Annotated in this window: 16 protein-coding genes and 1 other RNA gene; 7 read left to right on the forward strand and 10 right to left on the reverse strand. The window is 56.8% G+C overall.

Annotated features, from left to right (window positions below; translation table 11 throughout):
* Nucleotides 1–56: 56 nt before the first annotated feature.
* From IM313_RS20940 to IM313_RS20950, 3 genes are all read right to left on the reverse strand, one after another.
* Nucleotides 57–10,166: a BapA/Bap/LapF family large adhesin gene (locus IM313_RS20940; RefSeq protein ID WP_192971720.1), complete on the reverse strand. Its 10,110-nt coding sequence runs from the start codon at nucleotides 10,164–10,166 to the stop codon at nucleotides 57–59.
* 830 nt (nucleotides 10,167–10,996) lie between these two features.
* Nucleotides 10,997–11,353 (reverse strand): hypothetical protein, encoded by a 357-nt coding sequence (locus tag IM313_RS20945; protein WP_028014145.1) that lies wholly within the window; start codon nucleotides 11,351–11,353, stop codon nucleotides 10,997–10,999.
* Between the two features lie 416 nt (nucleotides 11,354–11,769).
* Nucleotides 11,770–12,672, reverse strand: coding sequence for a LysR family transcriptional regulator (locus IM313_RS20950; protein WP_192971721.1), 903 nt, complete (start codon nucleotides 12,670–12,672; stop codon nucleotides 11,770–11,772).
* A gap of 98 nt (nucleotides 12,673–12,770) precedes the next feature.
* Here IM313_RS20950 and IM313_RS20955 point away from each other — a divergent pair, with 98 nt between their 5' ends.
* The 3 genes from IM313_RS20955 (at nucleotide 12,771) to IM313_RS20965 (ending at nucleotide 15,463) form a co-directional block, all read left to right on the forward strand.
* On the forward strand, nucleotides 12,771–13,493 hold the full coding sequence (locus tag IM313_RS20955; protein WP_048998577.1) for an SDR family oxidoreductase: 723 nt from the start codon (nucleotides 12,771–12,773) through the stop codon (nucleotides 13,491–13,493).
* A 163-nt stretch (nucleotides 13,494–13,656) separates the two neighbouring features.
* Nucleotides 13,657–14,433, forward strand: a complete 777-nt coding sequence (locus IM313_RS20960; RefSeq protein WP_192971722.1) for an isocitrate lyase/phosphoenolpyruvate mutase family protein — start codon at nucleotides 13,657–13,659, stop codon at nucleotides 14,431–14,433.
* Complete coding sequence (locus IM313_RS20965) at nucleotides 14,417–15,463, forward strand: bifunctional transcriptional activator/DNA repair enzyme AdaA (protein WP_045631577.1); 1,047 nt, start codon at nucleotides 14,417–14,419, stop codon at nucleotides 15,461–15,463. Before IM313_RS20960 ends, IM313_RS20965 begins: the two co-directional genes overlap by 17 nt.
* Before the next feature lie 141 nt (nucleotides 15,464–15,604).
* On the opposite strand, the gene ssrA is transcribed toward IM313_RS20965, so the two are convergent.
* Nucleotides 15,605–15,968: a transfer-messenger RNA gene (ssrA, locus tag IM313_RS20970) on the reverse strand.
* An 89-nt stretch (nucleotides 15,969–16,057) separates the two neighbouring features.
* Nucleotides 16,058–16,540, reverse strand: coding sequence for an SsrA-binding protein SmpB (gene smpB, locus IM313_RS20975; protein WP_024908331.1), 483 nt, complete (start codon nucleotides 16,538–16,540; stop codon nucleotides 16,058–16,060).
* Between the two features lie 156 nt (nucleotides 16,541–16,696).
* Between smpB and IM313_RS20980 the strand changes: the two genes are divergently transcribed.
* Entirely contained in the window at nucleotides 16,697–17,134 is a 438-nt protein-coding gene (locus IM313_RS20980; protein WP_008502504.1) for a type II toxin-antitoxin system RatA family toxin, read from the forward strand.
* Nucleotides 17,124–17,411, forward strand: a complete 288-nt coding sequence (locus IM313_RS20985; RefSeq protein ID WP_192971723.1) for an RnfH family protein — start codon at nucleotides 17,124–17,126, stop codon at nucleotides 17,409–17,411. Before IM313_RS20980 ends, IM313_RS20985 begins: the two co-directional genes overlap by 11 nt.
* Before the next feature lie 103 nt (nucleotides 17,412–17,514).
* Here the strand turns inward: IM313_RS20985 and bamE are convergent, their stop codons facing one another.
* The 3 genes from bamE to nadK all read right to left on the reverse strand — a co-directional run bounded on the left by bamE (nucleotide 17,515) and on the right by nadK (nucleotide 20,617).
* Nucleotides 17,515–17,853 (reverse strand): outer membrane protein assembly factor BamE, encoded by a 339-nt coding sequence (bamE, locus tag IM313_RS20990; RefSeq protein ID WP_028014132.1) that lies wholly within the window; start codon nucleotides 17,851–17,853, stop codon nucleotides 17,515–17,517.
* Nucleotides 17,854–17,991: 138 nt separating this feature from the next.
* Nucleotides 17,992–19,653, reverse strand: a complete 1,662-nt coding sequence (gene recN / locus IM313_RS20995; RefSeq protein WP_059358044.1) for a DNA repair protein RecN — start codon at nucleotides 19,651–19,653, stop codon at nucleotides 17,992–17,994.
* Between the two features lie 85 nt (nucleotides 19,654–19,738).
* On the reverse strand, nucleotides 19,739–20,617 hold the full coding sequence (nadK, locus tag IM313_RS21000) for an NAD(+) kinase (protein ID WP_008502500.1): 879 nt from the start codon (nucleotides 20,615–20,617) through the stop codon (nucleotides 19,739–19,741).
* A 122-nt stretch (nucleotides 20,618–20,739) separates the two neighbouring features.
* On the opposite strand from nadK, the gene grpE reads away from it, so the two are divergent.
* Nucleotides 20,740–21,333 (forward strand): nucleotide exchange factor GrpE, encoded by a 594-nt coding sequence (gene grpE, locus IM313_RS21005; protein WP_032644906.1) that lies wholly within the window; start codon nucleotides 20,740–20,742, stop codon nucleotides 21,331–21,333.
* Between the two features lie 51 nt (nucleotides 21,334–21,384).
* Here grpE and IM313_RS21010 read toward each other — a convergent pair whose 3' ends face one another.
* The gene (locus tag IM313_RS21010; RefSeq protein WP_032644905.1) at nucleotides 21,385–22,671 is read right to left on the reverse strand and encodes an HlyC/CorC family transporter; all 1,287 of its coding nucleotides are present in this window, start codon (nucleotides 22,669–22,671) and stop codon (nucleotides 21,385–21,387) included.
* 19 nt (nucleotides 22,672–22,690) lie between these two features.
* Nucleotides 22,691–23,482, reverse strand: a complete 792-nt coding sequence (locus tag IM313_RS21015) for an inner membrane protein YpjD (RefSeq protein ID WP_032645009.1) — start codon at nucleotides 23,480–23,482, stop codon at nucleotides 22,691–22,693.
* Nucleotides 23,483–23,648: 166 nt separating this feature from the next.
* Here IM313_RS21015 and ffh point away from each other — a divergent pair, with 166 nt between their 5' ends.
* A complete protein-coding gene (ffh, locus tag IM313_RS21020) occupies nucleotides 23,649–25,010 on the forward strand; it encodes a signal recognition particle protein (RefSeq protein WP_003863132.1) in 1,362 nt (453 codons plus the stop codon).
* Nucleotides 25,011–25,125 lie beyond the last annotated feature (115 nt).

A 25,125-nucleotide genomic window follows, 5' to 3' on the forward strand; every position in this document is an offset into this window, starting at 1 on the left:
AGCTTTATTATTTATGCCCGGGCGCTATGCGCCCGGGTCATGTCCTGCAGGTGTTATCAGGTAATGATGTGTTGCTGGTTCACAAGCTCGTCGTACGTGGTCTGCACGTTATCAAGCGTAACGAGTGCAGTATTAGTGTAGGTGCTCCCTGCGCCGTCACGGTCGATGGAGATCACAGTGTTGCTACCGCTTTGCGTGACATTGATATAATTCCCCAGCGAGGCGGTATTACCGTCCCAGCCCACAAGCAGATCGCCAATGTCGATCTTGTCTCCCTGCGCCAGGGAGAAGTTCGTCCAGTGGTCGCCGCCGGCGCTGGTGATGTTGCCCCCCGTCGCGTTGCCCGCCGTGCTGTTCAGCACCTGATAAATCAGGGTGTCGCCGTAGGCCGTACCGCTAATCACATCGTTATGCTCCGAACTGATAAATTTCGGCGCCATGTTGATGGTCAGCGACGCGGTGTCCGTGGTGCCGTTGGCAGCGGTCAGGGTGTAGTTAAAGACCTCCTTCGTGGTAATGGTAGAGAGCGATATCCCCGGGTTGAGCGTATAGGTGTAACTGCCGTCTGCGGCAATCGCCAGCGTGCCGTAGTGACCCGTGATGCTCGACTGCGTGCTGCCGGTGTAGGGATCCAGCGTAGTGGTAACGCCGTCGTAGCCGGTAATGCTCACGCGGGTATCCACCGAGTGCAGCTGGTCCATCGTCCCTGCGGAACCGGTGCCGTCGAAAATGTTGCCGTCAACGGTGTGGGTGCCCGTGGCGTCGAACTGCGACAGCGAGTAGCTTGTGCCGGTGACGCTTGGGGTGATGGTGATATTTCCTACTCCCAGCGGCCCCATTCTGCCGGTATAGCTCAGGGTGTAGGTCCCCGCCTCCAGGTCGAGACCCGTCAGGTTGACCGTTGCCGTGCCGCCCAGCAGCAGCCCGCCGTTGAACGAGCCGGTTCTGACGGTGGTGGCGCCGTTGGTCAGCGTCCAGTCAACCGTCAACCCTGTAAGCGTCAGCAACGAGGCGACGTTAAACGACAGCACCACGTTGTGCAGCGCGGTATTGGCATCCACCACGAAGGTGCCGGAGCCGGAGCCTTGGGTTGAAGCGAGCAGCGCGGCGTTCCAGCTCGCCGACCCGACGGTTGTATCCGAGTACGCGGCGGTGGGGTGTACCGACGTCACGTCCATTGCGGTGCTGACATCATTCACCGCATCCATCGGCTGCGCGGTTGGGGTGATGTTGAGCGAAGCCGTGTCTTTCGTGCCGTCCGGCGCGGTAATGGTGTAGACGAAGGTATCCGGGGTGCTGATGTGGTCAACGCCGACGCCGCTATTCAGGGTGTAGGTGTACTCCCCGGCCGCGTTGATGCTCAGCGTACCGTACTCACCGGTAATGTTCGTCAGACCGCTGCTGTTCACCGCTACGCCATTAACTTCCGTCACCAGCGTGCCGACTGGCGCAATATCATCCGACAGAACGTCCCCGGTAGTGCTCGCGCTGACGCTCGCCACGCTGTAGACATGATCCTGCAGTACGTCCAGCGTGTAGGCCGTCAGGGCGGTGATCCCCGCTGCCGTATTCAGCAGGAACAGGTACTCACCGGCCGGCAGCTGCAGCGTCAGCTGAGGCGAGGTGCCGCCCAACAGCGGCGCGCGCAGCCAGCCTGGTTCAACGCGCATCTGCTCGAAGGTCTGGGTCGCGTTGTTGAACTTGTAGACGTACAGATCAAACACCGACGCCAGCGCCACGCCGCCCACGGAGGCCTGGATGGTCATGGTGCGGGTAGTGCCTTCCTCCACGTTATAGATGATGGGATTGGTCATATCGTCCAGCAGGTTCAGCCCCAGCGTGTTGCCAAGATTGATTCCCACCAGGGTAAAGCCGCCCTGGGACGACGTACCGTTGTTAATCGCGTTGACGGTGGTATCGAAGGTCAGCGAGTTCGTATCGTCAACCGCGACAATACCGCTGGTGGCGGTACCGGTGCCCAGCGACAGCACCAGATTCGCCGACGCGCTGACGCCGTTATGCGTGATGGTGTAGCTGAAGCTCTCCGTCCGGCCAATCACCGATGCGCTGGTGTTGGTCAGATCGTAGGTGTAACTGCCGTCGCGGTTAATGGTCAGCGTACCGTACTGACCCTGGATCACCGTGCCGTCGGCAGTGACGCTGGTGGTGACACCCTGGGCGTTAGTGACGGCCGTGACCGTTGCCCCTGCCGGAGCGTTGTCGCTGCCTGCGGTTGGGTCAACGTCGGTGATCACGTTACCGCCGAGGCTGGTGTCGCCCGTAACGGTGCCCGGCCCGGTCTCTTTCACCGCCACGTCGAGGCTGGTGTAGGAGCCGGTTGCCAGCAGGTTGGTGTTATAGCTCAGCACGCGGTAGTTGCCGTCCGCCAGCCCGGTCAGGTTTAGCGAAACGCCGGTTGCCCCCAGGGTCAGCAGGTCGGCAAACTGCGGCTGTCCGGTATCGACTACGGTAGTCCAGGTGTTGTTAACGGTGTCAAAGCGCTGAACCACCAGCTCAAGGGTGTTGAGCAGAGAGAGCACGGCCCCCGTGGCGTTGGCGTTCACGACGATATCCGCGCTGCCGCCGCTGCCCACGGTGAAGTTGACCTGAGCGGTGTCATTACCGAGCAGCGTCAGGACGTTGCCCACGGCACCGACCAGCAGGAAGCCGTAGTCGCTGTACTGGCTGTTGGTGACGGTGGCCGTGGTGCTGAGATCCAGCTCTTCGACATTATTGCTGGCGGAGAGCGGCACCACCGGCGCGAGCGCCGAGCCGGGCTGCGAGATATTGCCCGCCACGTCGGTGGCGGTGATTTGCAGCGTCTGGCCTTCAGTCTGTTTGTTAACGAAGGTGTAGCTGTACGTGCCGTTGCTGCCCGCTGTGGTCGTGACCGTCGAGCCGTCCGTGAGTCGGATGGTGACGGTACTGCCTGCTTCAGCATTCCCGGTTAATACGCTACCGTCGGCGTTGAAGGTTCCGGTTGGGGCCGTTGGCGCGGTCAGATCGACGATAATCGTCGTCACGGCCGATGCCGGGCTGGTGTTGCCTGCGGCATCGGTGGCCGTGGCGGTGAAGTTGTGGGTGCCCTGCGTCAGCGTGGTGGTTTCCGGCAGCGTCCAGTTGCCATTGCCGTCGGCGGTGACGATGCCCACCAGCGTGATGCCATCGTAGATCCGTACCGTTGCATTCGCTTCGGCGGTCCCGCTCAGGGCCGGACGCGTGTCGTTGGTCGGGTTGGTGCCGGTTACCGGACCGATGACGCTACCGACATCATCAATTACCGAGCTGATGACCGGCGCTGCCGGAGCAAGGGTATCGACGTTAATCGTGTACCCGGCGGTTGGCGCGCTGGCATTGCCCGTCGCATCGGTGGCGGTAAAGGTCAACGTGTGCGGGCCGTTGCCCAGCGCCGGAGAAGGCGTATAGCTCCACGCCCCGCCGGTGGCGATCACGCTGCCGATCTGCACGCCGTTATCGAAGATTTTCACCGTAGAACCCGCTTCCGCCGTACCGCTGAGGGTTGGCTGCGCGTCGTTGGTTATTCCTCCGTTCGCTACTGGCGTTGCCGCATTGCCGACGTCATCCAGAATGCTGGTGAGCACCGGCAGCGCTGGCGGCGCGGTGTCAATCGTCAGACTGAAGCTTGCGGACGACGCGCTGGTGTTGCCTGCGGCATCCGTAGCCTGCGCGGTGAAGCTGTGCGCCCCCTCTGTCAGCGTGGTATTGAGTAAGATACTCCAGCTGCCGCTGCCGTCTGCGGTGCCCGTCCCGACCAGCGTGGTTCCCTCATAGATATTCACGGTGGCAAACGGTTCGCTGGTTCCGACCAGCCGCGGTACGGTGTCGTCGGTCGTCTGCCCGGACGTGATTGGCCCGGTAATGCTCCCCACATCGTCAATCGCTTGGCTGATAACCGGCGCGGTGGGTGCCGTGCTATCGACAACCAGCGTAAAGCCTGGCGAGGCGGGGCTGATGTTCCCTGCGGCATCGGTGACCGTGGCGGTCCAGGTGTGGCTGCCAGCCGCCAGCGGCGTGGACGGCGTAAAGCTCCATGCACCGGTACCGTCAGCCAGCGCGGTGCCGACAGGCTGCCCGTTTTCATAGATAGTGACCGTGGCGTTGGCCGTCGCGGTGCCGCTCAGCGTTGGCGTGGTGTCGTCGGTGCTTTGCCCGGAAGTGAGCGGGGTTTGAATACTGCCCACGTTATCTGCCGCGGCTGAAATGACCGGCGCAGACGGCACGCCCGTATCCACCGTCAGGTTAAACGGTGCCGTTGCAGTACCCACGTTGCCCGCCGCGTCGGTGGCGTTGAAAGTAATGGCATGCGGTCCGTCGATCAGATCGATACCCGGCGTGAAGGTCCAGCTGCCCTGGGCATTGACCACGGCGGTGCCAATTTCGTTGCCATCAACAATCACGTGCACCGTAGAACCCACGTCGCCCGTACCGTTGAAGGTCGGACGCGCGTCGTTAGTGCTGTTACCCGACGTGAGCGTCCCCGTGGTCGGTGCGACATCGTCAATCACGCTGGTCACCACCGGCACGCCGGGGCCTGCGGTATCGACGGTGAAGGCGAAGACCGACGAGTTCGCCGAGGCGTTGCCCGCGGCATCCGTTGCGTACGCGCGCAGGGAGTAGCTGCCGTCGTCCAGCGGCGTGGTCGGGGTGAAGGACCAGTTACCGTTTCCGTCGACGGTCGTCGTACCCAACTGCGTACCGTTATTCATGATGTAGATGGTGCTGCCTGCCTGTCCGGTGCCGCTAATCGTTGGGGTGTTGTCGTTGGTCGCCTGCCCGCTGGTGAGGTTGCCCGTGACGCCGCCAGGGACGTTATCACTTACCGTATCCAGCGTTGGAACCGTCGGCGCCGTGAGGTCAACCACCACGCTCCACGGGGCGGAGACCAGGCTCAGGTTACCCTGCGGATCGGTTGCCTGAACCGTGAACGCGTGTGGCCCTTCGACAAGCGCGGTCTCTGGCGTAAAGCTCCACGCGCCGGTGCCATCAGCCGTAACCACGGCAATCTGGGTAGCGCCATCGAAAATGGTCACGATGCTGTTTGCGTCCGCTGTCCCCGAAAGGGTTGGCGTGGCGTCGTTCGTTTCGCTGCCGCTGGCTACCGGGGTGGCGGTATTGCCCACATTATCCGTTACGCTGGTGATGACCGGCGTGGTGGAAATGGAATCTACCACGATGGTGAAGTCCGCCGAAGGACCGCTCTGATTTCCCGCCGGATCGGTCTCGCGGATGGTCAGAACATTACTGCCTTCTGGCAGGGCGGGCGTGGTGTAGCTCCAGGTGCCGGTATTACCAACCACCACGCTGTCCAGCAGCACGCCGTTGTTGTAGATGGAGATGGTATCACCCACCGCGCCGGTGCCGGTGAGGGTCGGCTGGCTGTCGTTGGTGGTCTGGCCGCTGGTCAGCGGACCGGTGACAGGACCCACGTCGTCAATGACCGAGCCAATAGTTGGCGTGCCCGGCGCGGTCAGATCGACGGTTACGCTGGCCGCCGGAGAGCGGCCGCTGGTGGCACCGTTGAGGGTCGCGGTCACCTCAAAGGTGTGCAGCCCCTCGCCAAGCGCGGCCGGCGTATAGCTCCAGTTGCCGCTGCCGTCGGCGGTCACCGTTGTCAATGGCGTCGTGCTACCGTCCTGATAGATAGTAATCACGCTGCCCGCTTCGGCCGTACCGGTAAGCGTTGGCGTGGTGTCGTTGGTGGTTTTGCCTTTCACATCGCCGGTGACCGGGTCCACGTCATCGACGATGGCCGTAATGACGGGTACCTGCGGCAGCTCAAGCGGCGAGTCGGTGACGATAAAAGGCACGTCAGCGCTGGCATTTCCTGCGGCGTCCGTGGCGGTCACGGTCAGCGTGGTTGGATCCAGCTGCGCCGGGCTCAGCGCAATGGAGAAGCTGCCGTCGCTGCCGACAACGCCGGTACCAATGACCGTGCCACCGCTGTCTTTCACGGTAATGGTGCTTCCCTCTTCGCCGGTACCGGTCAGCGGTGTTCCTTCATCAGCCAGGAGCATATTGCCCGGATCGGCCGGGGCGACGGTATCGACCGTCACGCTCAGCGGTGCTGAACTGCCAGAGAGGTTACCCGCCGGATCGCTGGAAGAGACGGTGAAGGTATATGTAGCATCCGGCAGCGTCGCGTCGGCAGTCCAGCCCCAGGTGCCATCCGGCTGCACTGTTACCGTCACGGCAGATGGCGTGCCGTTTACGGAAACGATCACGGTAGTTCCCGGCTCACCGGTCCCGGTAAGGGTTGGCGTGCCGTCCTGCGTATACAGCTGGTTGTTGGAGAGCTGGCTGTCAGCAACGGCGCTAATGACGGGGATTTCCGGCGCAAGGGTATCAAGCGTGACGGAAACGACCGGGCTCGGCGCGCTGACGTTACCCGCGGCATCGACTCCCGCAACGGTGATGTTCAGCAGGCCGTCCTGCTGTGGTGGCAGGACAAAGCTCCATTCTCCGTTAACGACATCGACACGTCCTACCTCAACGCCGTTATTGTAAACGATGACCGTGTCGCCAGTCGTGCCGGTACCTCCGACGGTTGGCGTCGCATCGGTGATTAAGCCCCCATTCGGCTGGCCCCCGACGGCGTCAAACACCGGGACATCCGGTGCTACGGTATCCACGGTAATCGTAATCGCTGGCGACGGGTCAGAGACGTTGCCCGCCTCATCGGTGGCGGTGGCGGTATAGACGTGGCTGCCTTCCCCAATATTACTGTCAGGACGCCAGCTCCAGTTGCCGTTGCTGTCTACCGTCACGGTGCCCACGATGGTCGGTGTGCCGTTAACGGTATCAGTGATGTTGATAACGTCATTCGCCGTACCGGTGCCGCTCAGGATCGGGCGCGGATCGTTGGTGGTTCCGCCATCGGGAACGGGGCCGGTTATCTGGCTGACGCTGTCGGTAATCACCGGTGCTGCTGGTGCTGTTGGCGCATCGGTATCAATGGTGATGGTGACCGGCTGCGACGGGGCGCTTTCGTTGCCCGTGCCGTCCATATTGGTGACGGTAAGGGTAATGTCATAGGTGCCGTTAGGCAGCGGGGTAGCTGGCGTCCAGGTCCAGTTGCCGGTGCCGTCCACGAGCACATCATCAAGCTTGACCCCACCGTTGTAGATGGTCACGGTATCGCCCGGATTGCCGGTGCCGCTCAGGGTCGGCGTGGTGTCGCGGGTGGTTTCTCCCGGGTTCAGCGGCGTTTCTGTGCCGTCAGGATTGACGGTGATTGCCGGGATCTCCGGCGTGGCTGGCGGAACGGTATCTACCGTCAGTTCAAACGGCGTTGAGATGGTGGTATTGCCCGCGGCATCCGTGGCATGCACCGTCAGCGTATGCGGGCCGTCGGTGAGCGGGATAATGGGGGTAAAGCTCCAGCCGCCGCTGCCGTCGAGGGTCGCGGTGCCGAGCAGGGTGGTACCGTCATAGACGGTAATCACCGCATCTGCCGGCGCGGTGCCGCTCAGGGTCGGCGTGGTGTCGTCGGTGGTGTCGCCGCTGGTAAGCGGCCCGTTAACGCCGCCGACGTCATCGGTTACGGTGGCGATAGTGGCCGCCGCTGGCGGCGTGGTATCGACGGTCAGGGTAAAGCCGCCTGACGGCTGGCTGGTATTACCCGCTCCATCGGTGGTGACGGCGGTAAAGGTATAGGTGCCGTTAACAAGCGGTGTGGTTGGGGTATAGGTCCACGTGCCGCTGCTGTCGATCACAATTGTCGTGAGATCGACGCCGTCCTGGCGGATGGTGACGGTTGAGCCCGGCTCCGCGGTGCCGTTGAGCGTCGGCGTGGTGTCATTGGTGCTGTCGCCAGAGTTGAGCGCGCCGAGGCGCTCTGGCACATCATCCACCACCTGGGTAATGACCGGCGCATCCGGGGCAACGCTGTCAATGATGATGCCCCAGCTGTTGGAAACGTCGCTAATGTTGCCCGCCGCGTCAGTTGCGACGGCGGTCAGGGTATGTTGACCCTCAGCGATCGGGGTGTCCGGAGTAAAGCTCCACGCGCCGAGGCCATCGGCGACGGCGGTTCCAATATCAACCCCATCCACGCGGATGGTGACCGTGGCGTTGGCCGCGGCGGTACCGCTGAGCGTCGGAGTTGAATCATTGGTGGTCTCATTGAGGTCGAGCGAGCCAGTACGTTCAGGCACATCGTCAACGACCTGCGTAATCACCGGGGCGGCCGGTGCCGTCCCGTCGACGATAATGGTCCACGCGTTCGATTGTCCGCTCGGGTTACCGGCGGCATCCGTCGCCGTTGCCGTCAGCACGTATGTGCCATCGGCCAGCGGTGAGGGCGGCGTAAAGTTCCACAGGCCGGATGAGGGGACGACCACCGTGCCGATGATATCGCTGCCGTTGAAAATCGTGATGGTCGAACCGGGTTCGCCCGTGCCGTTCAGGGTCGGCGCCCGGTCGTTGGTCAGCCCATTCTGGTCCACGGGACCGGTTGTGTTCAGCACGTCGTCAATCACCGACACGATAACCGGGGCCTGCGGTGGGGTGATATCCGGCGCTGCTGCGGAGGTTGCTGGCCCCGTGTTGCCCGCAGCGTCGGTGGCGTCTGCGGTCAGGATTTCGCCGTTGAGCTTAGGCGGGGTCAGCGTCAGGCTAAAGTTGCCCTCGCTGTCGGCCACAGGGGTGCCAAGGATAGCGTCGCCTTCACGGATGGTTACCGTGCTGCCAGGCTCCGCGGTGCCGGTGATGGTGCCGCCATCATTCGATACGACGAGGTCGCCGGGGGCCAGCGGCGGCGTGGTGTCCACGGTGAAGATGATTGGCTCTGAGGCCGCACTCTGGTTTCCGGCTGCATCGGTTTCAACGACGGTTATCGTGTGCGTTCCGTCCGCGAGCGGGCCGTCTGGCGTGACGCTCCAGGTGCCGTTCGGCAGCACCGTTGTGGTTCCAACCGCAACGCCGTTATCGTAGATAGTGATTGTGCCACCGGGCTCGCCCGTTCCCGCCAGGATCGGCTTTGACGCATCGGTAGGCGTGCCTGCGGTTATGGTCCCTCTGATCGCACCCGTGTCGTCGGTCAGCACAATCGCGGTTGGCGCGGTCGGCGGAGTAAGATCCACGGTGAGGGTAAATACCGGTGAGGCCGGTCCGAGGTTGCCGGCGGCATCGGTTGCCCGCACGGTAATCTGGTGGGTGCTTTCAGTCAGATCGGTTGACGGGGTAAATGTCCAGGTGCCGTTGCTGGCGACGAGCGCCGTGCCAATGGCGACTCCGCCATCATAGATGGTTACGGTGGAGCCCGCCTCCGCGGTGCCGCTGAGCTGCGGGCGTGGATCGTTGGTGCTGCCGCCGTTTGTGACCGACCCCGTTTGAGGATCAATATCGTCCGTCACGCTGCCGATCGTTGGGGCATCGGGTGCGGTGAGATCCGGCGCCGTAATCGTTGTGCCCTGGCTGGTATTCCCGGCCGCATCCGTCGCGGTGGCGGTCACCTGTTCGCCGTTGGTCAGCGGAGTGCCGAGAGACACGGTAAAGTTGCCGTCACTGCCTGTTTTTCCGGTGCCAAGGACGTTGCCGTTCGCGTCTTTCAGCGTGATGGTACTGCCGGGCTCGGCGGTACCGGTGACGCTTTTACCGTCCGACGAGAACTGAAGGCCGGAGGGTGCATTCGGCGGTGTTGTATCCGGGTTGGTGGGATCGACTGGCGTACTGGGGTTAGGGTTAGGATTGTTGTTATTCCCATCATCGTCATCCCCGCCGCCCCCGCCGCTGGAGCTTGCCACCGCCGCGATGGCGCCAGCCGCGACAATGCCGCCCAGCGCCCACGGCCAGATGGCGGCACCACCTGCATCACTCCCGGATGCGGCCAGCAAGGCGTCCGTGGACGCGATGGATTCGTACGTGGCGGCTCCGGTGGGATCTTCAATCCACCATAACGCACCGTCACTCTCCTGGAGCACCAGCTGGCTCACGCCCTGCGCGTCGGTGACATAGAAATTTTTAAGGGTGATCACTTCCCCTGAGTGCAGTGTCACCACCAGATCGTTACCACTTCGCGCGAAGTGGGAGACATCGGCTCGCTCTACATGAAGCTCAACGATAGAGGAATGGCTCAGCGTAACCTGTGTGCCTTCCGTAGTCGTTTCCACGCCAGTGAGTTTTGATATAACAGAGATTTGGCTCATTTAGGTATTACTCCAGCAGAGTTATCGTGAACGACGAGCAAGACGAGCCATCTCTGGAGAAGGTAAAGGGCGCCCCCGGCGGAGTTACTGTTTTTTAAACAGCACTCACCGTCTTTTTTAGAGCGAACGATGCCCGCCAGGATTCAGAGTGGCAACATCAGAGCGAATGTAATTACTTACGAGACAGAATGTTTGTTATGCGTATTTTGTGCCTTATAAAACCCTGTAATTAATAGAGGATTTGGTTTTGAGAATATAAAAATGATATAGCCAGAAAACGGTGAATGTGCAAATTAAGCTTTCGTAAATAAAGAGGTAGGTCGTAAAGAGGCCATTAATTTATTGATGAGGTTTATGTATTTATTTTATTATTAGATTGTTTTTGTTGGTTTTTTTCTGATCGCAGTATGCTTTTTATTTATGTTTTAGATGTGATTTAATAATTGGTAGTGGCGTTTTAGAATGCAATTAAAAAGGTTATTATTTAAAGCTGCTTAATCATGGTTTAAGTTAGGATAACATTCTTGATGTAGGATATATTATATTATATTATATTAATAGGGATTTAAAATATATTCTTATGCGGTGTTGGAATTATGCTACTGCGAGCAGGAAATATAATAACCTGCTGTATTTTCAATACGGTCATTCATTAACCTGATACTGAGGGCGAAAAAAAATGACCGCAGGGATGGGCATCCGGACATTTGCATCAATCCTATCTGTCGTCATAAGGCGGCGAACAAAAAGGGGCAGATATACACGACGTATCGCTTTTATTCGAAGCAATAAAAAAGGCCGCTAACGCGGCCCTGAGGTGAGTATGTCGGTTATTCAGTGACTTTCTTTTCCAGCTCGCTGGCACCTTCTTTGGTTTTGTTCCAGCCTTTCTCTGCGCCTTCTTTAGTGGCATCCCACCCCTTCTCGGTGCCTTCTTTGGTTTTATGCCAGGCTTTCTGGGAATCTTCGCTGACTTTGCTGCCAAAGCTTTCGCTTTTACCTTCCGCAGCATGCTGCTGTTTCAGCTTCAGCTCTTCGCCTTTGTTCTGCTCTTCGTGCAGTTTTTGCTTCGCTTCGTTGGCGTTTGCGTTCGCCGCAGCGACGGTATCGTCAGTTGCATGTGTGGTCGCAGCAAATACTGGGGAAGCCAGCAGAACGGCAGATAATGCGATAATTGTTTTTTTCATAATATCCTCATTTAACGTTATCGGTTATGAGCGTGATTCAGCATGGCACAGACGAAGCGGGGTGGCTTTAGGAAAAAACTGTAATGAGATCAAAGTACCCAGGTAAGCGCCTCCTTGCTTGAGGATCACCCGAAGGATAAAAAACCTATTTCTATGAGGGCTGCAAGGGTCAGCAGAATAAAGAAAATAACGACCATGGGTCTGTACATTTTAAGGCTCCATCCTTGTGTGATGTCTTGTCCAGCGTACGAGATACATCGTTAAGCCATCCCCGGCACGACATATCCCCTGAGTGAATTGTGTCCGTTTTTACTTTTCCATGGGAGGAGGGCGGTGTCGTTGATGTTTATCAAAGGGCAGCGGCAGGGTAAGGAAAATCTGCATGAAAGTTACTGGCCTTGTTAGCGTTGTACGCTTTACGTTGCCGCTGGCTGTCGCCACTGGCGGACGTGCTCGATCAGGGCTCTTAGCTTAGGCGCCATATTGTGACGCTGGGGGAAATAGAGATAAAAGCCTGGAAAAGACGGAAGAAACGTATCCAGCAGGGCAACAAGCTGCCCCGTTTCAATATACGGAGTGAATGTATCCTCCGTGGCTAAGGTTATGCCGCCGCCGGCCAGTGCCAGGCTGAGCATAAGGCGCAGATCGTTTGTGGTGATCTGCGGTTCAATCGCCACATCGAAAGGAACGCCCGCCTCCTCAAATTCCCAGCGATAGGGGGCAACGTCCGGGGCTGGGCGCCAGCCGATACACCGGTGAGCCACCAGCTCGCGGGGGTGCTCAGGTACGCCGTGAGTCGCCAGATAGGACGGTGAAGCCACCACCCTCTCACGCTGCTGACCCGTAAGGGGAACGGCGATCATGTCTTTTTCAATAACTTCACCCAGCCTTACCCCGGCGTCATAGCCCGCCGCCACGATATCGAACTCCTCGTCCGACACGAAGATATCAAGCGATACCGCAGGATGCGCAGCCGCAAACGAAGCGAGCAGCGGGCCAGAGAGAAACGCTTCCGCGATTGAGGTGACCGCGATTCTGAGCTGGCCGCGCGGTGTGCTGTCCGACGCGACGTCTTCAAATGCCGCTTCAATATTGGCGATAGGGGCCTGCAACGATTTACGCAGCCGTTCACCTGCTTCAGTGAGGCTTACCGAGCGCGTGGTGCGCATCACCAGCAGGGTTTGAAAACCATCTTCAAGCCGCCTAATCCCCTGGCTGACAGCGGAGCGGGTTATGCCCAGCCGCGCGGCGGCAGCGCTAAAGCTGCGCTCCTCGGCGACCGCCAGAAAAACGGGTAACAGATTGAGATCGATTTTCATTGTTTAAAATTGCTAACCAGTGAGTCCAGTAAATGCAGGATACAAGAAACAATGGTGAGTATCTATTATCACGTTGAACTCAACGTAAGGAGCAAAACATGAACAAAGTTATCTTAATTACCGGTGCATCAAGCGGTATCGGAGAAGGTATTGCCAGAGAGTTAGGCAAGGCAGGCGCGAACGTTTTCCTGGGCGCTCGCAGGCTGGATCGCATCAACGCCCTGGCTGCTGAAATCCGCAGTGCAGGGGGGGAAGCAGAGGCCGCAGTCTTAGACGTTACCAGCCGCCAGTCGATGGCTGACTTCGTACAGGCAGCGCGTGAAAAGTGGGGCCGCATTGACGTGCTGATTAACAACGCAGGCATCATGCCTCTTTCTCCGCTTTCGGCAGGCAAGCAGGATGAGTGGGAGCGCACCATTGACGTGAATGTCAAGGGCGTGCTGTGGGGGATAGGCGCCGTTCTGCCGATTATGGAAGCCCAGGGGTCGGGACAAATCATTAATATCGGCTCGATTGGTGCCTTGTCCGTGGTGCCCACGGCTGCCGTCTACTGTGCCACCAAATTCGCCGTACGGGCAATTTCGGATGGTTTACGTCAGGAAAGTTCGAACATCCGCGTGACCTGCGTTAACCCTGGGGTAGTGGAAAGCGAACTGGCCTCGACCATTACGCACCCGGAAACCATGGCGGCGATGGACGCGTACCGTGCTATTGCCCTCAAACCTGCTGATATCGCCCGCGCTGTGCGCCACATCATCGAGGCGCCTGAGAGTGTCGATACAACAGAAATTACGATCAGACCGACGGCATCTGCGAACTAACGTTGCGGATGAAAAAATGCAGGTTAGCGCAGCTGGTTTACAACAGATCTGACTGGTCTGCGAATCCAGACTACGCTTGCTAAAAAATGGTCGTCTGAATTTCGGTTGTGACGTTCATACTGAATGCTTAGATTCATTTTCAATCTATTGAGAGGAAATGAATATGAATTTTGCAGAACTCCACAACCAGGAGCAGCCCCTGCTTATCGCTAACGTTTGGGACGCCGCCAGTGCTGTCGCAGCGCAAGAAGCAGGCTATCAGGCACTGGGAACGTCCAGTGCAGCAATAGCGTCCATGCTGGGATATGAAGACGGGCAGGGAATGCCGTTTGATGCGTTATTTTATGTGGTCACCCGTATCCGGGCTGTCAGCAGCCTGCCATTGAGCGTTGACATGGAAGCAGGATATGGTGATTCAGCCAAAGAGATAGTCGCTAATCTCAGGCGCCTTGCTCAGACAGGCGTAGCAGGCGTTAACCTTAAAGACAGCAGAGTCATTAATGGTAAGCGTCAGCTTGACGATATCTCTGATTTTTCCCGTAATCTGAGAACAGTATGCAATGCGCTGAGAAGCGAAAACTGTAGCCTGTTTCTGAACATTCGGACTGACACTTACCTGCTCGGGCATGAAGACGCATTGCAGGAGACGATATTACGGGGTCAGAGCTATAAAGCTGCAGGTGCTGATGGCCTTTTTGTTCCCTGTCTGACGTCAGAGAAAGACATCAGCCTCATTGCAGAGGCAACGGGTCTGCCTCTGAACGTCATGTGTATGCCCGATCTTCCGTCGTTCGACAGGCTGAAGCTGGCCGGGGTAAACCGCATTTCAATGGGCAATTTTGTTCATTCAGCCATGCAGTCAACGCTGAGTGATGTAATGCATGCGATTCGAACTCGTCAGTCATTTGCAGGACTTTTTAGCGATGAAAATAACCGATAAGAATTTGTGTGATATCTGGTATCAGGCATTACTCGAACGAGATTCAGAATATACCGGCGTATTTTTTGTTGGCGTCAAAACTACTGGCGTATTCTGCATTTCGGTATGCCGGGCGCGAAAGCCCAGGCGCGAAAATGTTGAATTTTATAAAGATGCCAAATCCGCCCTGGCGGATGGCTTTCGTCCCTGTAAGGTCTGCAGACCCGCTGAAAATGCGCACAGCGCGCCATTATTTGTTGAACAGGCGCTTGCGCTTGTCAGGCGCGATATTAAATCCCGTGTGGCTGACGCGCAGCTTCGCCAGCACGGAATCAGTCCGGAGCGGGTAAGACGCTGGTTCCTGCAACATCACGGCATCACTTTCCAGGCTTTCCAGCGAATGCAGCGGGTGAACGTTGCCCTGCAGGAGCTAAAAAGCGGACGAGCGGCTACTGACGTGGCGCTGGACAATGGCTATGAATCCCTGAGCGGGTTTGGTTACATCTACAAGCGGCTTACTGGCGCAGCGCCGACTCAGGCAACCGAGGTGATTGTCATTCATCGGTTTACCACTACGCTTGGGCCTATGTTTGTCTGCGCGACTGAGCGGGGAGTGTGTCTGCTGGAGTTTACCGATCGCCGGATGTTAGAAACGGAATTCCGCGATATCCAGCGTTTATTTAACGCCAGAATTGTCACCGGAGAAAACAGCCATACCCGGCAGACAGTAAAAGAAATCAGCGAGTATTTTGCCGGAACTCGACGACAGTTTGAGCTCTCTGTGGATGCCCCGGGCAGCGATTTTCAGCAATCCGTCTGGCATGAGTTGCGTGCAGTTCCTTATGGACAGACCTCGCACTATCAGGCCATTTCGCTAGGGATGAATAAGCCCAATGCTGTGCGCGCCGTCGCTGCAGCTAATGGTGCAAACCGGATTGCGATTGTGATCCCTTGTCACAGAATAATTGGCAAAGATGGAAAGATGACGGGTTACGGCGGTGGTATTTCGCGCAAAGAATGGCTCATTGAGCATGAGCGAAACAATGTTTGATGGCGTAATGTTCCATTGTTGCCGGAATATTTTACGCACTTCGCGGGATAAAATGCAGACACAAAAAAGCCCGCAGGGCTTGCGCCGTGCGGGCTCTTAGGACTTCATCGGATGACTCTGGTAATCACCGATGGAGAATTTTGGTGGAGCTGGCGGGAGTTGAACCCGCGTCCGAAATTTCTACATCCTCGGTACTACATGCTTAGTTTGTCTTTACATTCGCACGCCAGCTGCGGACAGACACGCCACTAACGAACTAGCCTGATTAGTTTTAACGCTTCAACCCCAGGCAGGGCTTCCACGCGATCTCTTTTGGGTTTGACCTCTCTTTGATCCCCGTCTTAAGAGCGGAAGCTAGGGAGAGAGGGCTCAGAGCAGGTTATTAAGCTGCTAAAGCGTAGTTTTCGTCGTTTGCGACTATTTTTTTGCGGCTTTTAACGAGGCAAACCGCCCCTCGGCATGCACCTTGGGTTTCGCAAATCCCGTCGAATCCAGAATCAGCCCCAATAGTGTTGAACTAAGTATACCAGATTTCACTTCCTGGATACCAGCCCGGAACGCTAACTTATTGAATAGTACAATAAGTGTGCAGAATCAACGTCCTGCGTTTTTCATAATGCGCGCTTTATCCAACTGCCACTCGCGTTCTTTCAGGTCAGTACGTTTGTCGTGCTGTTTTTTACCTTTCGCGACGCCAATTTTCACTTTGCACCAGGCATTTTTCCAGTACAGTGACAGGGCGACCACGGTGAAACCTTCACGGTTGATGCGTCCGTAGAGGGATTCCAGCTCACGCTTGTTCAGCAGCAGCTTACGGGTGCGCGTTGGGTCACATACGTAGTGCGACGAGGCGACGGTCAGCGGCGTAAAGTTCGCGCCGAACAGGAAGGCTTCGCCATCTTTAAGGATCACGTAGCTGTCGCCGATGTTGGCTTTCCCGGCGCGCAGCGATTTTACTTCCCAGCCCTGCAACGCAAGGCCAGCTTCGAATTCTTCTTCAATGAAATACTCGTGGCGAGCACGCTTGTTGAGCGCAATGGTCGCCGAGCCTGGTTTATGTGCTTTTTTCTTCGTCATAAGTGTCGTAAAGCCGTCGGTAATCTGATTTCAAAAAGTCACCTCATTGCGTCCTGTGAGGTCTAACGCGCTATCTTAGCACGAGATGAGGCTTAGCGTTTTTTTAACAGGTGATAAATGTTATTATTTGTCCGTTGTGTGACCATGGAAAATGCTATGCCTCAGATTAGCCGTACTGCGCTCGTTCCTTACAGCGCGGAACAAATGTATCAGTTAGTGAACGATGTTCAGTCTTATCCAGAGTTTATCCCTGGATGTACCGGGAGCCGCGTTCTGGAGTCTGGCCCGACGCAGATGACTGCGGCGGTGGATGTCTCCAAAGCGGGGATCAGCAAGACGTTCACCACCCGCAATACGCTGACTAACAATCAGAGTATTTTGATGCATCTGGTGGATGGTCCATTTAAAACCTTGATGGGTGGCTGGAAGTTTACGCCACTGAGCGCTGACGCCTGCCGCATTGAGTTCCATCTGGACTTTGAGTTCACCAATAAGCTAATTGAGCTGGCGTTTGGCCGCATCTTTAAAGAGCTGGCGTCAAATATGGTTCAGGCGTTTACCACCCGCGCCAAAGAGGTTTACAGTGTCGCATAAGATTGCTGTAGAGGTGGTCTACGCGCTGCCGGAGAAGCAGTACTTACAGCGCGTAATGCTGGAAGAGGGTGCCACCGTTGAGGCGGCTATCCGCGCGTCCGGCATCCTTGAGCTTCGCAGCGATATCGACCTGGCGAAGAATAAGATCGGGATTTACAGCCGTCCGGTGAAGCTGGGCGATGTGCTGAGGGAGGGCGACCGGGTCGAGATTTATCGTCCGCTGATTGCCGATCCGAAAGAGCTGCGTCGTCAGCGTGCGGAGAAGGCGGGTAAGTAGCGCTTCTTCCCCTCACCCTGTTCCTCTCCCTAAAGCGGCGAGGGGATCAACACAAAACAAAAAAGGTGCTCAATGAGCACCTTTTTGCTTTTCTGACGCCTGATTATTTGGTCAGCGCAGGCTTGTTGTCGATGTTGGTCAACACACCGGCGCTGCTGAAGGTCAGCGTCAGGGTCTGCTGGGTCACGCTTTCGTGGCCTGGCTGCTGACGGAATACATAGAACCAGGTGTTAGTGCCGAACGGATCGGTCATCATCGGGGTTCCCAGTGCATAAGCGACCTGCTGTTGTGTCATCCCCACGCGGATTTTGGACACATCGTTAGGGGTAAGGTAGTTCCCCTGGTTGATGTCAGGACGGTAAACCACTTTCTCCAGAGTGGAACAGCCTGCGGTCAACATCAGAAGAACCGCTGCGGCAGCGGTCAGCATTTTACAACGCATAGTGATTTGATTCCTTTTCGGGCCCGAGCAGAACGCGGCTCATATGTAATATGCCGATGATAATAGACCTTGCCCCACTTTGAAACCGGTCTGGCGGCGTTTTTGTTGTTCTGTATGACCCTGAGATCCCGAAAAAGTTTATGCCGCCAGCAGTTCTTTCGCGTTCGCGAGCGTGTTACGCGTGACTTCACTGCCGCCGAGCAGTCGTGCCAGCTCCTGCAGACGCGCGCGTTTATCCAGCGGCTTCATGTGCGTTTCGGTCATTTCGCCGTCGGTTTCTTTACTGACAATAAAGTGATGATGACCACAGCCCGCGACCTGCGGCAGGTGGGTGACACACATCACCTGCGTTGATTCACCTAGCTGGCGCAGCAGTTTACCCACCACTGCCGCCGTTGGGCCGCTGATGCCGACATCCACTTCATCGAAAATCAGCGCCGGGGTTTCCATTTTACGTGCGGTAATCACCTGAATCGCCAGCGCAATACGCGACAGTTCACCGCCGGATGCCACTTTGGAGATTGCCTGCAGCGGCTGCCCCGGGTTGGTGGTGACGCGGAACTCGATGCGATCCGCCCCTTCTGCCGTCAGGTGGTTCTCTTCAAAACGGACATCAATGGTGAATATACCGTGCGGCATCGCCAGCGTGTGCATGCTGTCGGTGATGTGCTGGCTTAGCTCCTGAGCGTAATGTTGACGGATCTCATGCAGTTTTTTCGCCGTGGTCAGCGCCTGCTGATGATGCAGGTTCACGGCCAGAGAGAGGGTTTCCTGCGAATCCGCCTGATCGTCAAGCTGCTGCTGTTCTTCGAGCAGAGACTGATAATAGCCTGGTAGTTCTTCCGGCGTGACATGGTGCTTGCGCGCCAGTGAAATCTGACGAGAAAGGCGCTGCTCCAGCTCAAACAGGCGGTTCGGGTCGAGGTCCAGCCGTTCACAATAATGACGCAGTTCGTCACTGGCTTCTGAGATTTGAATCGCGGCCTCTTCCAGCATATCCAGTACGCCAGAAAGCTTACTGTCCATGCCGGCCAGTTCGGTGACCAGTTGACGGACATTGTACAGCTGGCTCTGCAGGTTAACGTCTTCGCCATCTGCCAGCATGTTGAGGGCATTCTGGCTGGTTGAGAGCAGGTGGCCGCTGTTGGCGAGGCGCTTGTACTCTTCGTCAATTTGTTCAAACTCACCCGCCTGCGGGTTGAATTCGTTCAGCTCTTTAAGCTGGTACGCCAGCAGCTCCGCACGCGCGGCGCGCTCCTGGCTTTGCTGCTGGTGCTGGGCGAGCTCGCGGCAGCTCTGATGCCACTGGCGGTAGTGCTCCGCCATAAGTTGAGTAAGCGCGTACTCACCCGCATAGCCATCAAGCAAGGCTTTCTGCTGTTCTGGTTTGACGAGTTGCTGATGCGCATGCTGACCGTGGATCTGGATAAGCAGCTGGCCGAGTTCGCGGAGCTGGGAGAGCGGGACTGCCGTGCCGTTGATAAAGCCTCGGGAGCGCCCGTCGCTGCTGATCACGCGGCGAAGTAAACACTCACGTCCATCTTCGAGCTGATTTTGTTCCAGCCAGCGCAGGGCTGCAGGGGTATCTTTCAGGGAGAAACGTGCGCAAAGATCGGCACGGTTTGCGCCCATGCGCACCATGTCGCCTTCTGCACGGCCGCCAAGGCACAAGCCGAGGGCATCAATGGCAATGGATTTACCCGCACCGGTTTCGCCGGTGATCGCCGTCATGCCGCTGTGGAAATCGATCTCAAGCTCACGAACAATGGCAAAGTTGCTGATGGTCAGTTGTGCCAGCATAAATGTTTTCCTGTATGAAAAACCATAACTGTGTTTACATACAGTATAAACTGGTTTTTTATACAGTAAAGTACTGGATGCAAAATCAGAACAATTTTTTTGACCAGCCAAGCTTCGAGCTTAATGTGTTGAAATAGCTGTAATCTTTCGGGTGAATCAAGTTCAGGTGGTAATCACACCGGCGAATAAGAACATCTTCACCTTCCTGGATTGGCAGCGCGATCTGGCTGTCGCAGCTGATCTCCAGGTCGTTACGGCGGTGCGAGAAGCGCAGACGTATCGTGCTGTCGCCGTTAATCACCAGCGGGCGCGCGGAGAGCGTGTGCGGGAACATCGGCACTAGCGTAATAGCATCCAGAGAGGGCGTCAGGATCGGGCCGCCCGCAGAAAGCGAGTAGGCGGTTGAGCCGGTCGGGGTGGAGATAATCAGCCCGTCAGAACGCTGGGAGAAGGCAAAGATTTCGTCGATATAGACTTCAAACTCAATCATGTGCGCCACTTTACCGGGGTGAAGGACCACTTCGTTGATGGCGGTGCTGATGCGCTTCTGGCAGTCCTGCTGGCACACCTGCGCTTCCAGTAAAAAGCGTTTTTCGCTGATATAATGACCTTCCAGCACGTCGGCCAGCTGTTGCTGCGCGTTGTCCGGGTCGAGGTCGGTTAAAAAGCCGAGATTGCCGCGGTTGATACCGATGACCTTGATGTCATAACGCGCCAGCGTGCGTGCCGCGCCGAGCATGTTGCCATCGCCGCCCACCACCACGGCGAGATCGGCCTGTTGGCCAATCTCCGCCAGCGTGCCGGTTTTGACGCTCTTCAGCTGCAGTTCCTGCGCAATTTGCTGCTCGACCATCACTTCATAGCCTTTGCTACACAACCAGCGATACAACATTTCATGTGTCGTCAATGCGGTAGGGTGACGCGGATGCCCGACGATCCCAATACACCTGAAATGATTATTCATTTTCTGGAGGTCCTTGTGCCTGATGAATGATGACAATCTCTCTTGTTCCCTTGAATCCAGGAAACTGATCCCCATAATAAGCGAAGTTAGCGAGATGAATGCAGAAAAACGCGGAGAAATTCATGAGTAGTAAAGAACAGAAAACGCCTGAGGGGCAAGCCCCTGAAGAAATTATCACGGAACAGCACGATGAAGTTGAGGCTGTAGAGCCAGACGCATCTGCTGAGCAGGTGGACCCGCGCGATGAAAAAATTGCGAATCTGGAAGCCCAACTGGTAGAAGCACAGAATCGCGAACGCGACACCGTTCTGCGCATCAAGGCGGAAATGGAAAACCTGCGTCGTCGCACCGAGCAGGACGTTGAGAAGGCGCATAAATTTGCGCTGGAGAAATTCGTCAACGAACTGCTGCCGGTGATCGATAGCCTCGACCGCGCGCTGGAAGTGGCTGACAAAGCGAATCCGGATAACGCGGCGATGATCGAAGGTATCGAACTGACGCTGAAATCCATGCTCGACGTGGTGCGTAAGTTTGGCGTGGAAGTGATTGCGGATACCGATGTGCCGCTGGATCCAAACGTTCACCAGGCCATTGCGATGGTGGAATCTGAAGAGATTGAAGCCGGTAAAGTGCTGGGCGTGATGCAGAAAGGTTACACCCTGAACGGCCGTACCATCCGCGCGGCGATGGTGACCGTGGCGAAAGCGAAAGCGTAATTTGCTATCTGTAGTGCCGGGTGGCGGCATTCGCCTTACCCGGCCTACGTTTTATTCGGCAATACTTTCCCGAAGTGGCGTAACGGGCAGCACCTTCACCTGCTTAATCATATTGTCCTGCACGTCCAGGATATCAATATCGTACTGCTCAATGCGCACCCGCGTGCCCGCTGCTGGGATCTCTTCCAGCGCTTCCAGAATCATCCCGTTCATGGTACGAGCTTCATCTTCCGGCAAATGCCAGTTAAAGGCTTTGTTGAGTTCACGGATGTTCGCGCTACCGTCAATCAGCACCGAACCGTCGTTCTGCGGAGTCACTTCCTCCGCGAGGGAAGGGGACATCGACGTGGTAAAGTCTCCGACAATCTCTTCCAGAATATCTTCGACCGTCACCAGGCCTTGAATATCGCCGTACTCGTTGACCACCAGGCCGACTTTTTTCTTGTTGCGCTGGAATTTAACCAGCTGCGTGCTGAGCGGCGTACCTTCCGGCACGTAGTAAATCTCGTCCGCGGCGCGCAGCATCACCTCTTTGGTGAACTCTTTTTTCTCGGTCATCAGACGGTAGGCTTCGCGCACGCGCAGCATGCTGATGGCGTCATCCAGCGAGTCGCGATAGAGCACGATGCGCCCATGCGGGGAGTGCGTCAGCTGGCGGACAATGGCTTTCCAGTCGTCGTTGATGTCGATACCGACGATTTCGTTGCGCGGCACCATGATGTCGTTCACGCTCACTTTTTCCAGATCCAGCACCGACAGGAGCATATCCTGATTGCGCCGGGAGATCTGCGAGCGGGATTCGTTCACGATGGTGCGCAGCTCTTCTTTGCTGAGCGCGCTGCTGATAGTGACGTCGGCTTTGATCCCCACCATCCGCATTAAAACGCGCGTGACCATGTTCAGCAGCCAGACCAGCGGCATCATCAGGATCTGCAGCGGCGCCAGCAGGAAGCTGCTCGGGTAGGCCACCTTTTCCGGGTAAAGCGCGGCGATGGTTTTTGGCAATACTTCGGCAAACACCAGTACCACAAACGTCAGCACGCCGGTGGCAATCGCCACCCCGGCATTGCCGTACAGGCGCATCCCAACGATGGTGCCGAGGGCTGAGGCCAGAATATTGACAAGGTTGTTGCCGATAAGCACCAGGCTTATCAGCCGATCCGGCTTGCGGAGCAGTTTTTCAACGCGGCGGGCGGCACGGTTACCCTGTTTAGCACGATGACGCAACCGGTAACGGTTTAAGGTCATCATGCCGGTTTCCGAGCCGGAGAAATAGGCGGAGATGACCACCATGACGATCAGGATAACGATCAACGTGGTGGTAGAGATGTGTTCCAGGGGGAACTCCTTTTATAACTTAGCCAGCAAATTGCTGTATGAAGCGGCTGCCAAAATAGGCAAGGGTGAGAATGCCCGCACCCGCGACGTTGAACCAGACGACGCGACGACCGCGCCAGCCTTCATGATAATGGCCCCACAACAGGACAATATAGACAAACCACGCGATGATGGAGAGCACTGCTTTATCGATATTCTCCACGCTGAACAGGTTCTTCATGTAAAACAGGCCGGTGCAGAGCGTGAGCGTCAGCAGCACCACGCCTATCTGGGTGATGTGGAACATCTTACGCTCAATGACCATCAGCGGCGGCATTTCATGGTTGAACGCCAGCTTTTTGTTTTTCAACTGGTAATCAATCCAGGCGAGCTGCATGGCGTAAAGCGCGGCGATGATCAGCGTCGCATAGGCGAACAGTGACAGGCCGATGTGCACCAGCATCCCCGGCGTCGCCTCCAGATGCGTAATGAATTCATTAGGCATAAAGGTGGCTAAAGCCAGATTGATCAGCGCGAAGGTATAGACAATCGGCAGCAGCAGCCAGCCGCGATTTTTAGACGCGACGATGGTCATTACCGTACAGATCATCAGGCTGACCAGCGAGCCGACGTTGAGGACGCTCAGGTTTTGCACGCTGCCGTCGCCGGGAATAATGCGTGATTCCAGCGCAAACGCGTGGCTTATCAGTGCGATGACCGCCGAAAGAATAGCCATGCGCCGCCAGCCGCTGTTTTTTTGCAGCAGTCCGGGAATAATCAGCGCGAGGCTGACAGAGTAGGCAACAAGGGCGATCAGTGCGAAAACAGGCATATAGGCATCGACAGTTGTCTTAATAAGAAAGAGAAGCAGTATAACGTTACGTGACGCCTGCTCCAACCGTTGCATAACAACAAAGGCGCCTTCATGTTATACTCCGGCAAAATTCTGTGTATGTGTCGCTCAATGCGGCCCAACGTTTCTACTCAGGCGAGAGACAATGTTTGATAATTTAACCGATCGTTTGTCGCGCACGCTGCGCAACATCAGCGGCCGCGGACGCCTTACTGAAGAGAACATCAAGGAAACGCTGCGCGAAGTGCGCATGGCGCTGCTGGAAGCAGACGTGGCGTTGCCGGTTGTTCGTGATTTTATCAACCGCGTAAAAGAGAAGGCGGTTGGTCATGAAGTTAACAAGAGCCTGACCCCGGGTCAGGAGTTCGTCAAAATCGTTCGTAACGAACTGGTTTCGGCGATGGGCGAAGAGAACCAGGTGCTTAACCTGGCGGCTCAGCCGCCGGCCGTGGTGCTGATGGCGGGCCTGCAGGGTGCGGGTAAAACCACCAGCGTCGGTAAGCTGGGTAAATTCCTGCGCGAAAAGCACAAGAAGAAAGTGCTGGTGGTCTCTGCGGACGTCTATCGCCCGGCGGCGATCAAGCAGCTGGAAACGCTGGCCGAGCAGGTCGGCGTGGACTTCTTCCCGTCCGACGTTGCCCAGAAGCCTGTCGACATCGTTAACGCCGCGCTGAAAGAAGCGAAGCTGAAATTCTACGACGTGCTGCTGGTGGATACCGCCGGTCGTCTGCACGTTGACGAAGCGATGATGGACGAAATCAAGCAGGTGCACGCTTCTATCAACCCGGTAGAAACCCTGTTTGTTGTTGACGCCATGACCGGTCAGGATGCGGCGAATACCGCGAAAGCGTTTAACGAAGCGCTGCCGTTAACCGGCGTGGTGCTGACCAAAGTGGACGGCGACGCCCGCGGTGGTGCGGCGCTTTCTATTCGTCATATCACCGGTAAGCCGATCAAGTTCCTCGGCGTGGGCGAGAAAACCGAAGCGCTGGAGCCGTTCCACCCAGACCGTATCGCCTCCCGTATCCTCGGCATGGGCGACGTGCTGTCGCTGATCGAAGATATCGAGAGCAAGGTCGACCGCGCGCAGGCTGAAAAGCTCGCCAGCAAGCTGAAAAAAGGCGACGGTTTCGATCTGACCGACTTCCTTGAGCAGCTGCGTCAGATGAAAAACATGGGCGGCATGGCAAGCCTGATGGGCAAACTGCCGGGCATGGGCCAGATCCCTGACAACGTTAAATCCCAGATGGATGACAAAGTGCTGGTGCGTATGGAGGCGATCATTAACTCCATGACGCTGAAAGAACGAGCCAAGCCAGAAATCATCAAAGGTTCCCGTAAGCGCCGTATCGCTGCCGGTTGCGGCATGCAGGTGCAGGACGTTAACCGCCTTCTGAAACAGTTCGACGACATGCAGCGCATGATGAAGAAAATGAAGAAAGGCGGCATGGCGAAGATGATGCGCGGCATGAAAGGCATGATGCCTCCCGGTTTTCCAGGGCGTTAATCGCTTTTGAGATTGCTTTTTGCCCGAAAATGAGTAAAATTTTCGGGCTTTTAATATGACACCCGGGCTCCGTTCCTCGATGGGGCCCGGTTGTTTTATTCACACAAGAGGATGT

Origin of the sequence: Enterobacter cloacae complex sp. P2B (genome assembly GCF_014895985.1) — a bacterium.
In the GTDB taxonomy this organism is placed as follows: domain Bacteria; phylum Pseudomonadota; class Gammaproteobacteria; order Enterobacterales; family Enterobacteriaceae; genus Enterobacter; species Enterobacter bugandensis.

Coding starts and splice junctions, on each gene's coding strand:
- IM313_RS20960 (WP_192971722.1), top strand. CDS start 13,657: ATGAATTTTGCAGAACTCCACAACCAGGAGCAGCCCCTGCTTATCGCT.
- smpB (WP_024908331.1), bottom strand. CDS start 16,540: ATGACGAAGAAAAAAGCACATAAACCAGGCTCGGCGACCATTGCGCTC.
- nadK (WP_008502500.1), bottom strand. CDS start 20,617: ATGAATAATCATTTCAGGTGTATTGGGATCGTCGGGCATCCGCGTCAC.
- IM313_RS20980 (WP_008502504.1), top strand. CDS start 16,697: ATGCCTCAGATTAGCCGTACTGCGCTCGTTCCTTACAGCGCGGAACAA.
- recN (WP_059358044.1), bottom strand. CDS start 19,653: ATGCTGGCACAACTGACCATCAGCAACTTTGCCATTGTTCGTGAGCTT.
- grpE (WP_032644906.1), top strand. CDS start 20,740: ATGAGTAGTAAAGAACAGAAAACGCCTGAGGGGCAAGCCCCTGAAGAA.
- bamE (WP_028014132.1), bottom strand. CDS start 17,853: ATGCGTTGTAAAATGCTGACCGCTGCCGCAGCGGTTCTTCTGATGTTG.
- IM313_RS20945 (WP_028014145.1), bottom strand. CDS start 11,353: ATGAAAAAAACAATTATCGCATTATCTGCCGTTCTGCTGGCTTCCCCA.
- IM313_RS21015 (WP_032645009.1), bottom strand. CDS start 23,482: ATGCCTGTTTTCGCACTGATCGCCCTTGTTGCCTACTCTGTCAGCCTC.
- IM313_RS20965 (WP_045631577.1), top strand. CDS start 14,417: ATGAAAATAACCGATAAGAATTTGTGTGATATCTGGTATCAGGCATTA.
- IM313_RS20940 (WP_192971720.1), bottom strand. CDS start 10,166: ATGAGCCAAATCTCTGTTATATCAAAACTCACTGGCGTGGAAACGACT.
- ffh (WP_003863132.1), top strand. CDS start 23,649: ATGTTTGATAATTTAACCGATCGTTTGTCGCGCACGCTGCGCAACATC.
- IM313_RS20955 (WP_048998577.1), top strand. CDS start 12,771: ATGAACAAAGTTATCTTAATTACCGGTGCATCAAGCGGTATCGGAGAA.
- IM313_RS20950 (WP_192971721.1), bottom strand. CDS start 12,672: ATGAAAATCGATCTCAATCTGTTACCCGTTTTTCTGGCGGTCGCCGAG.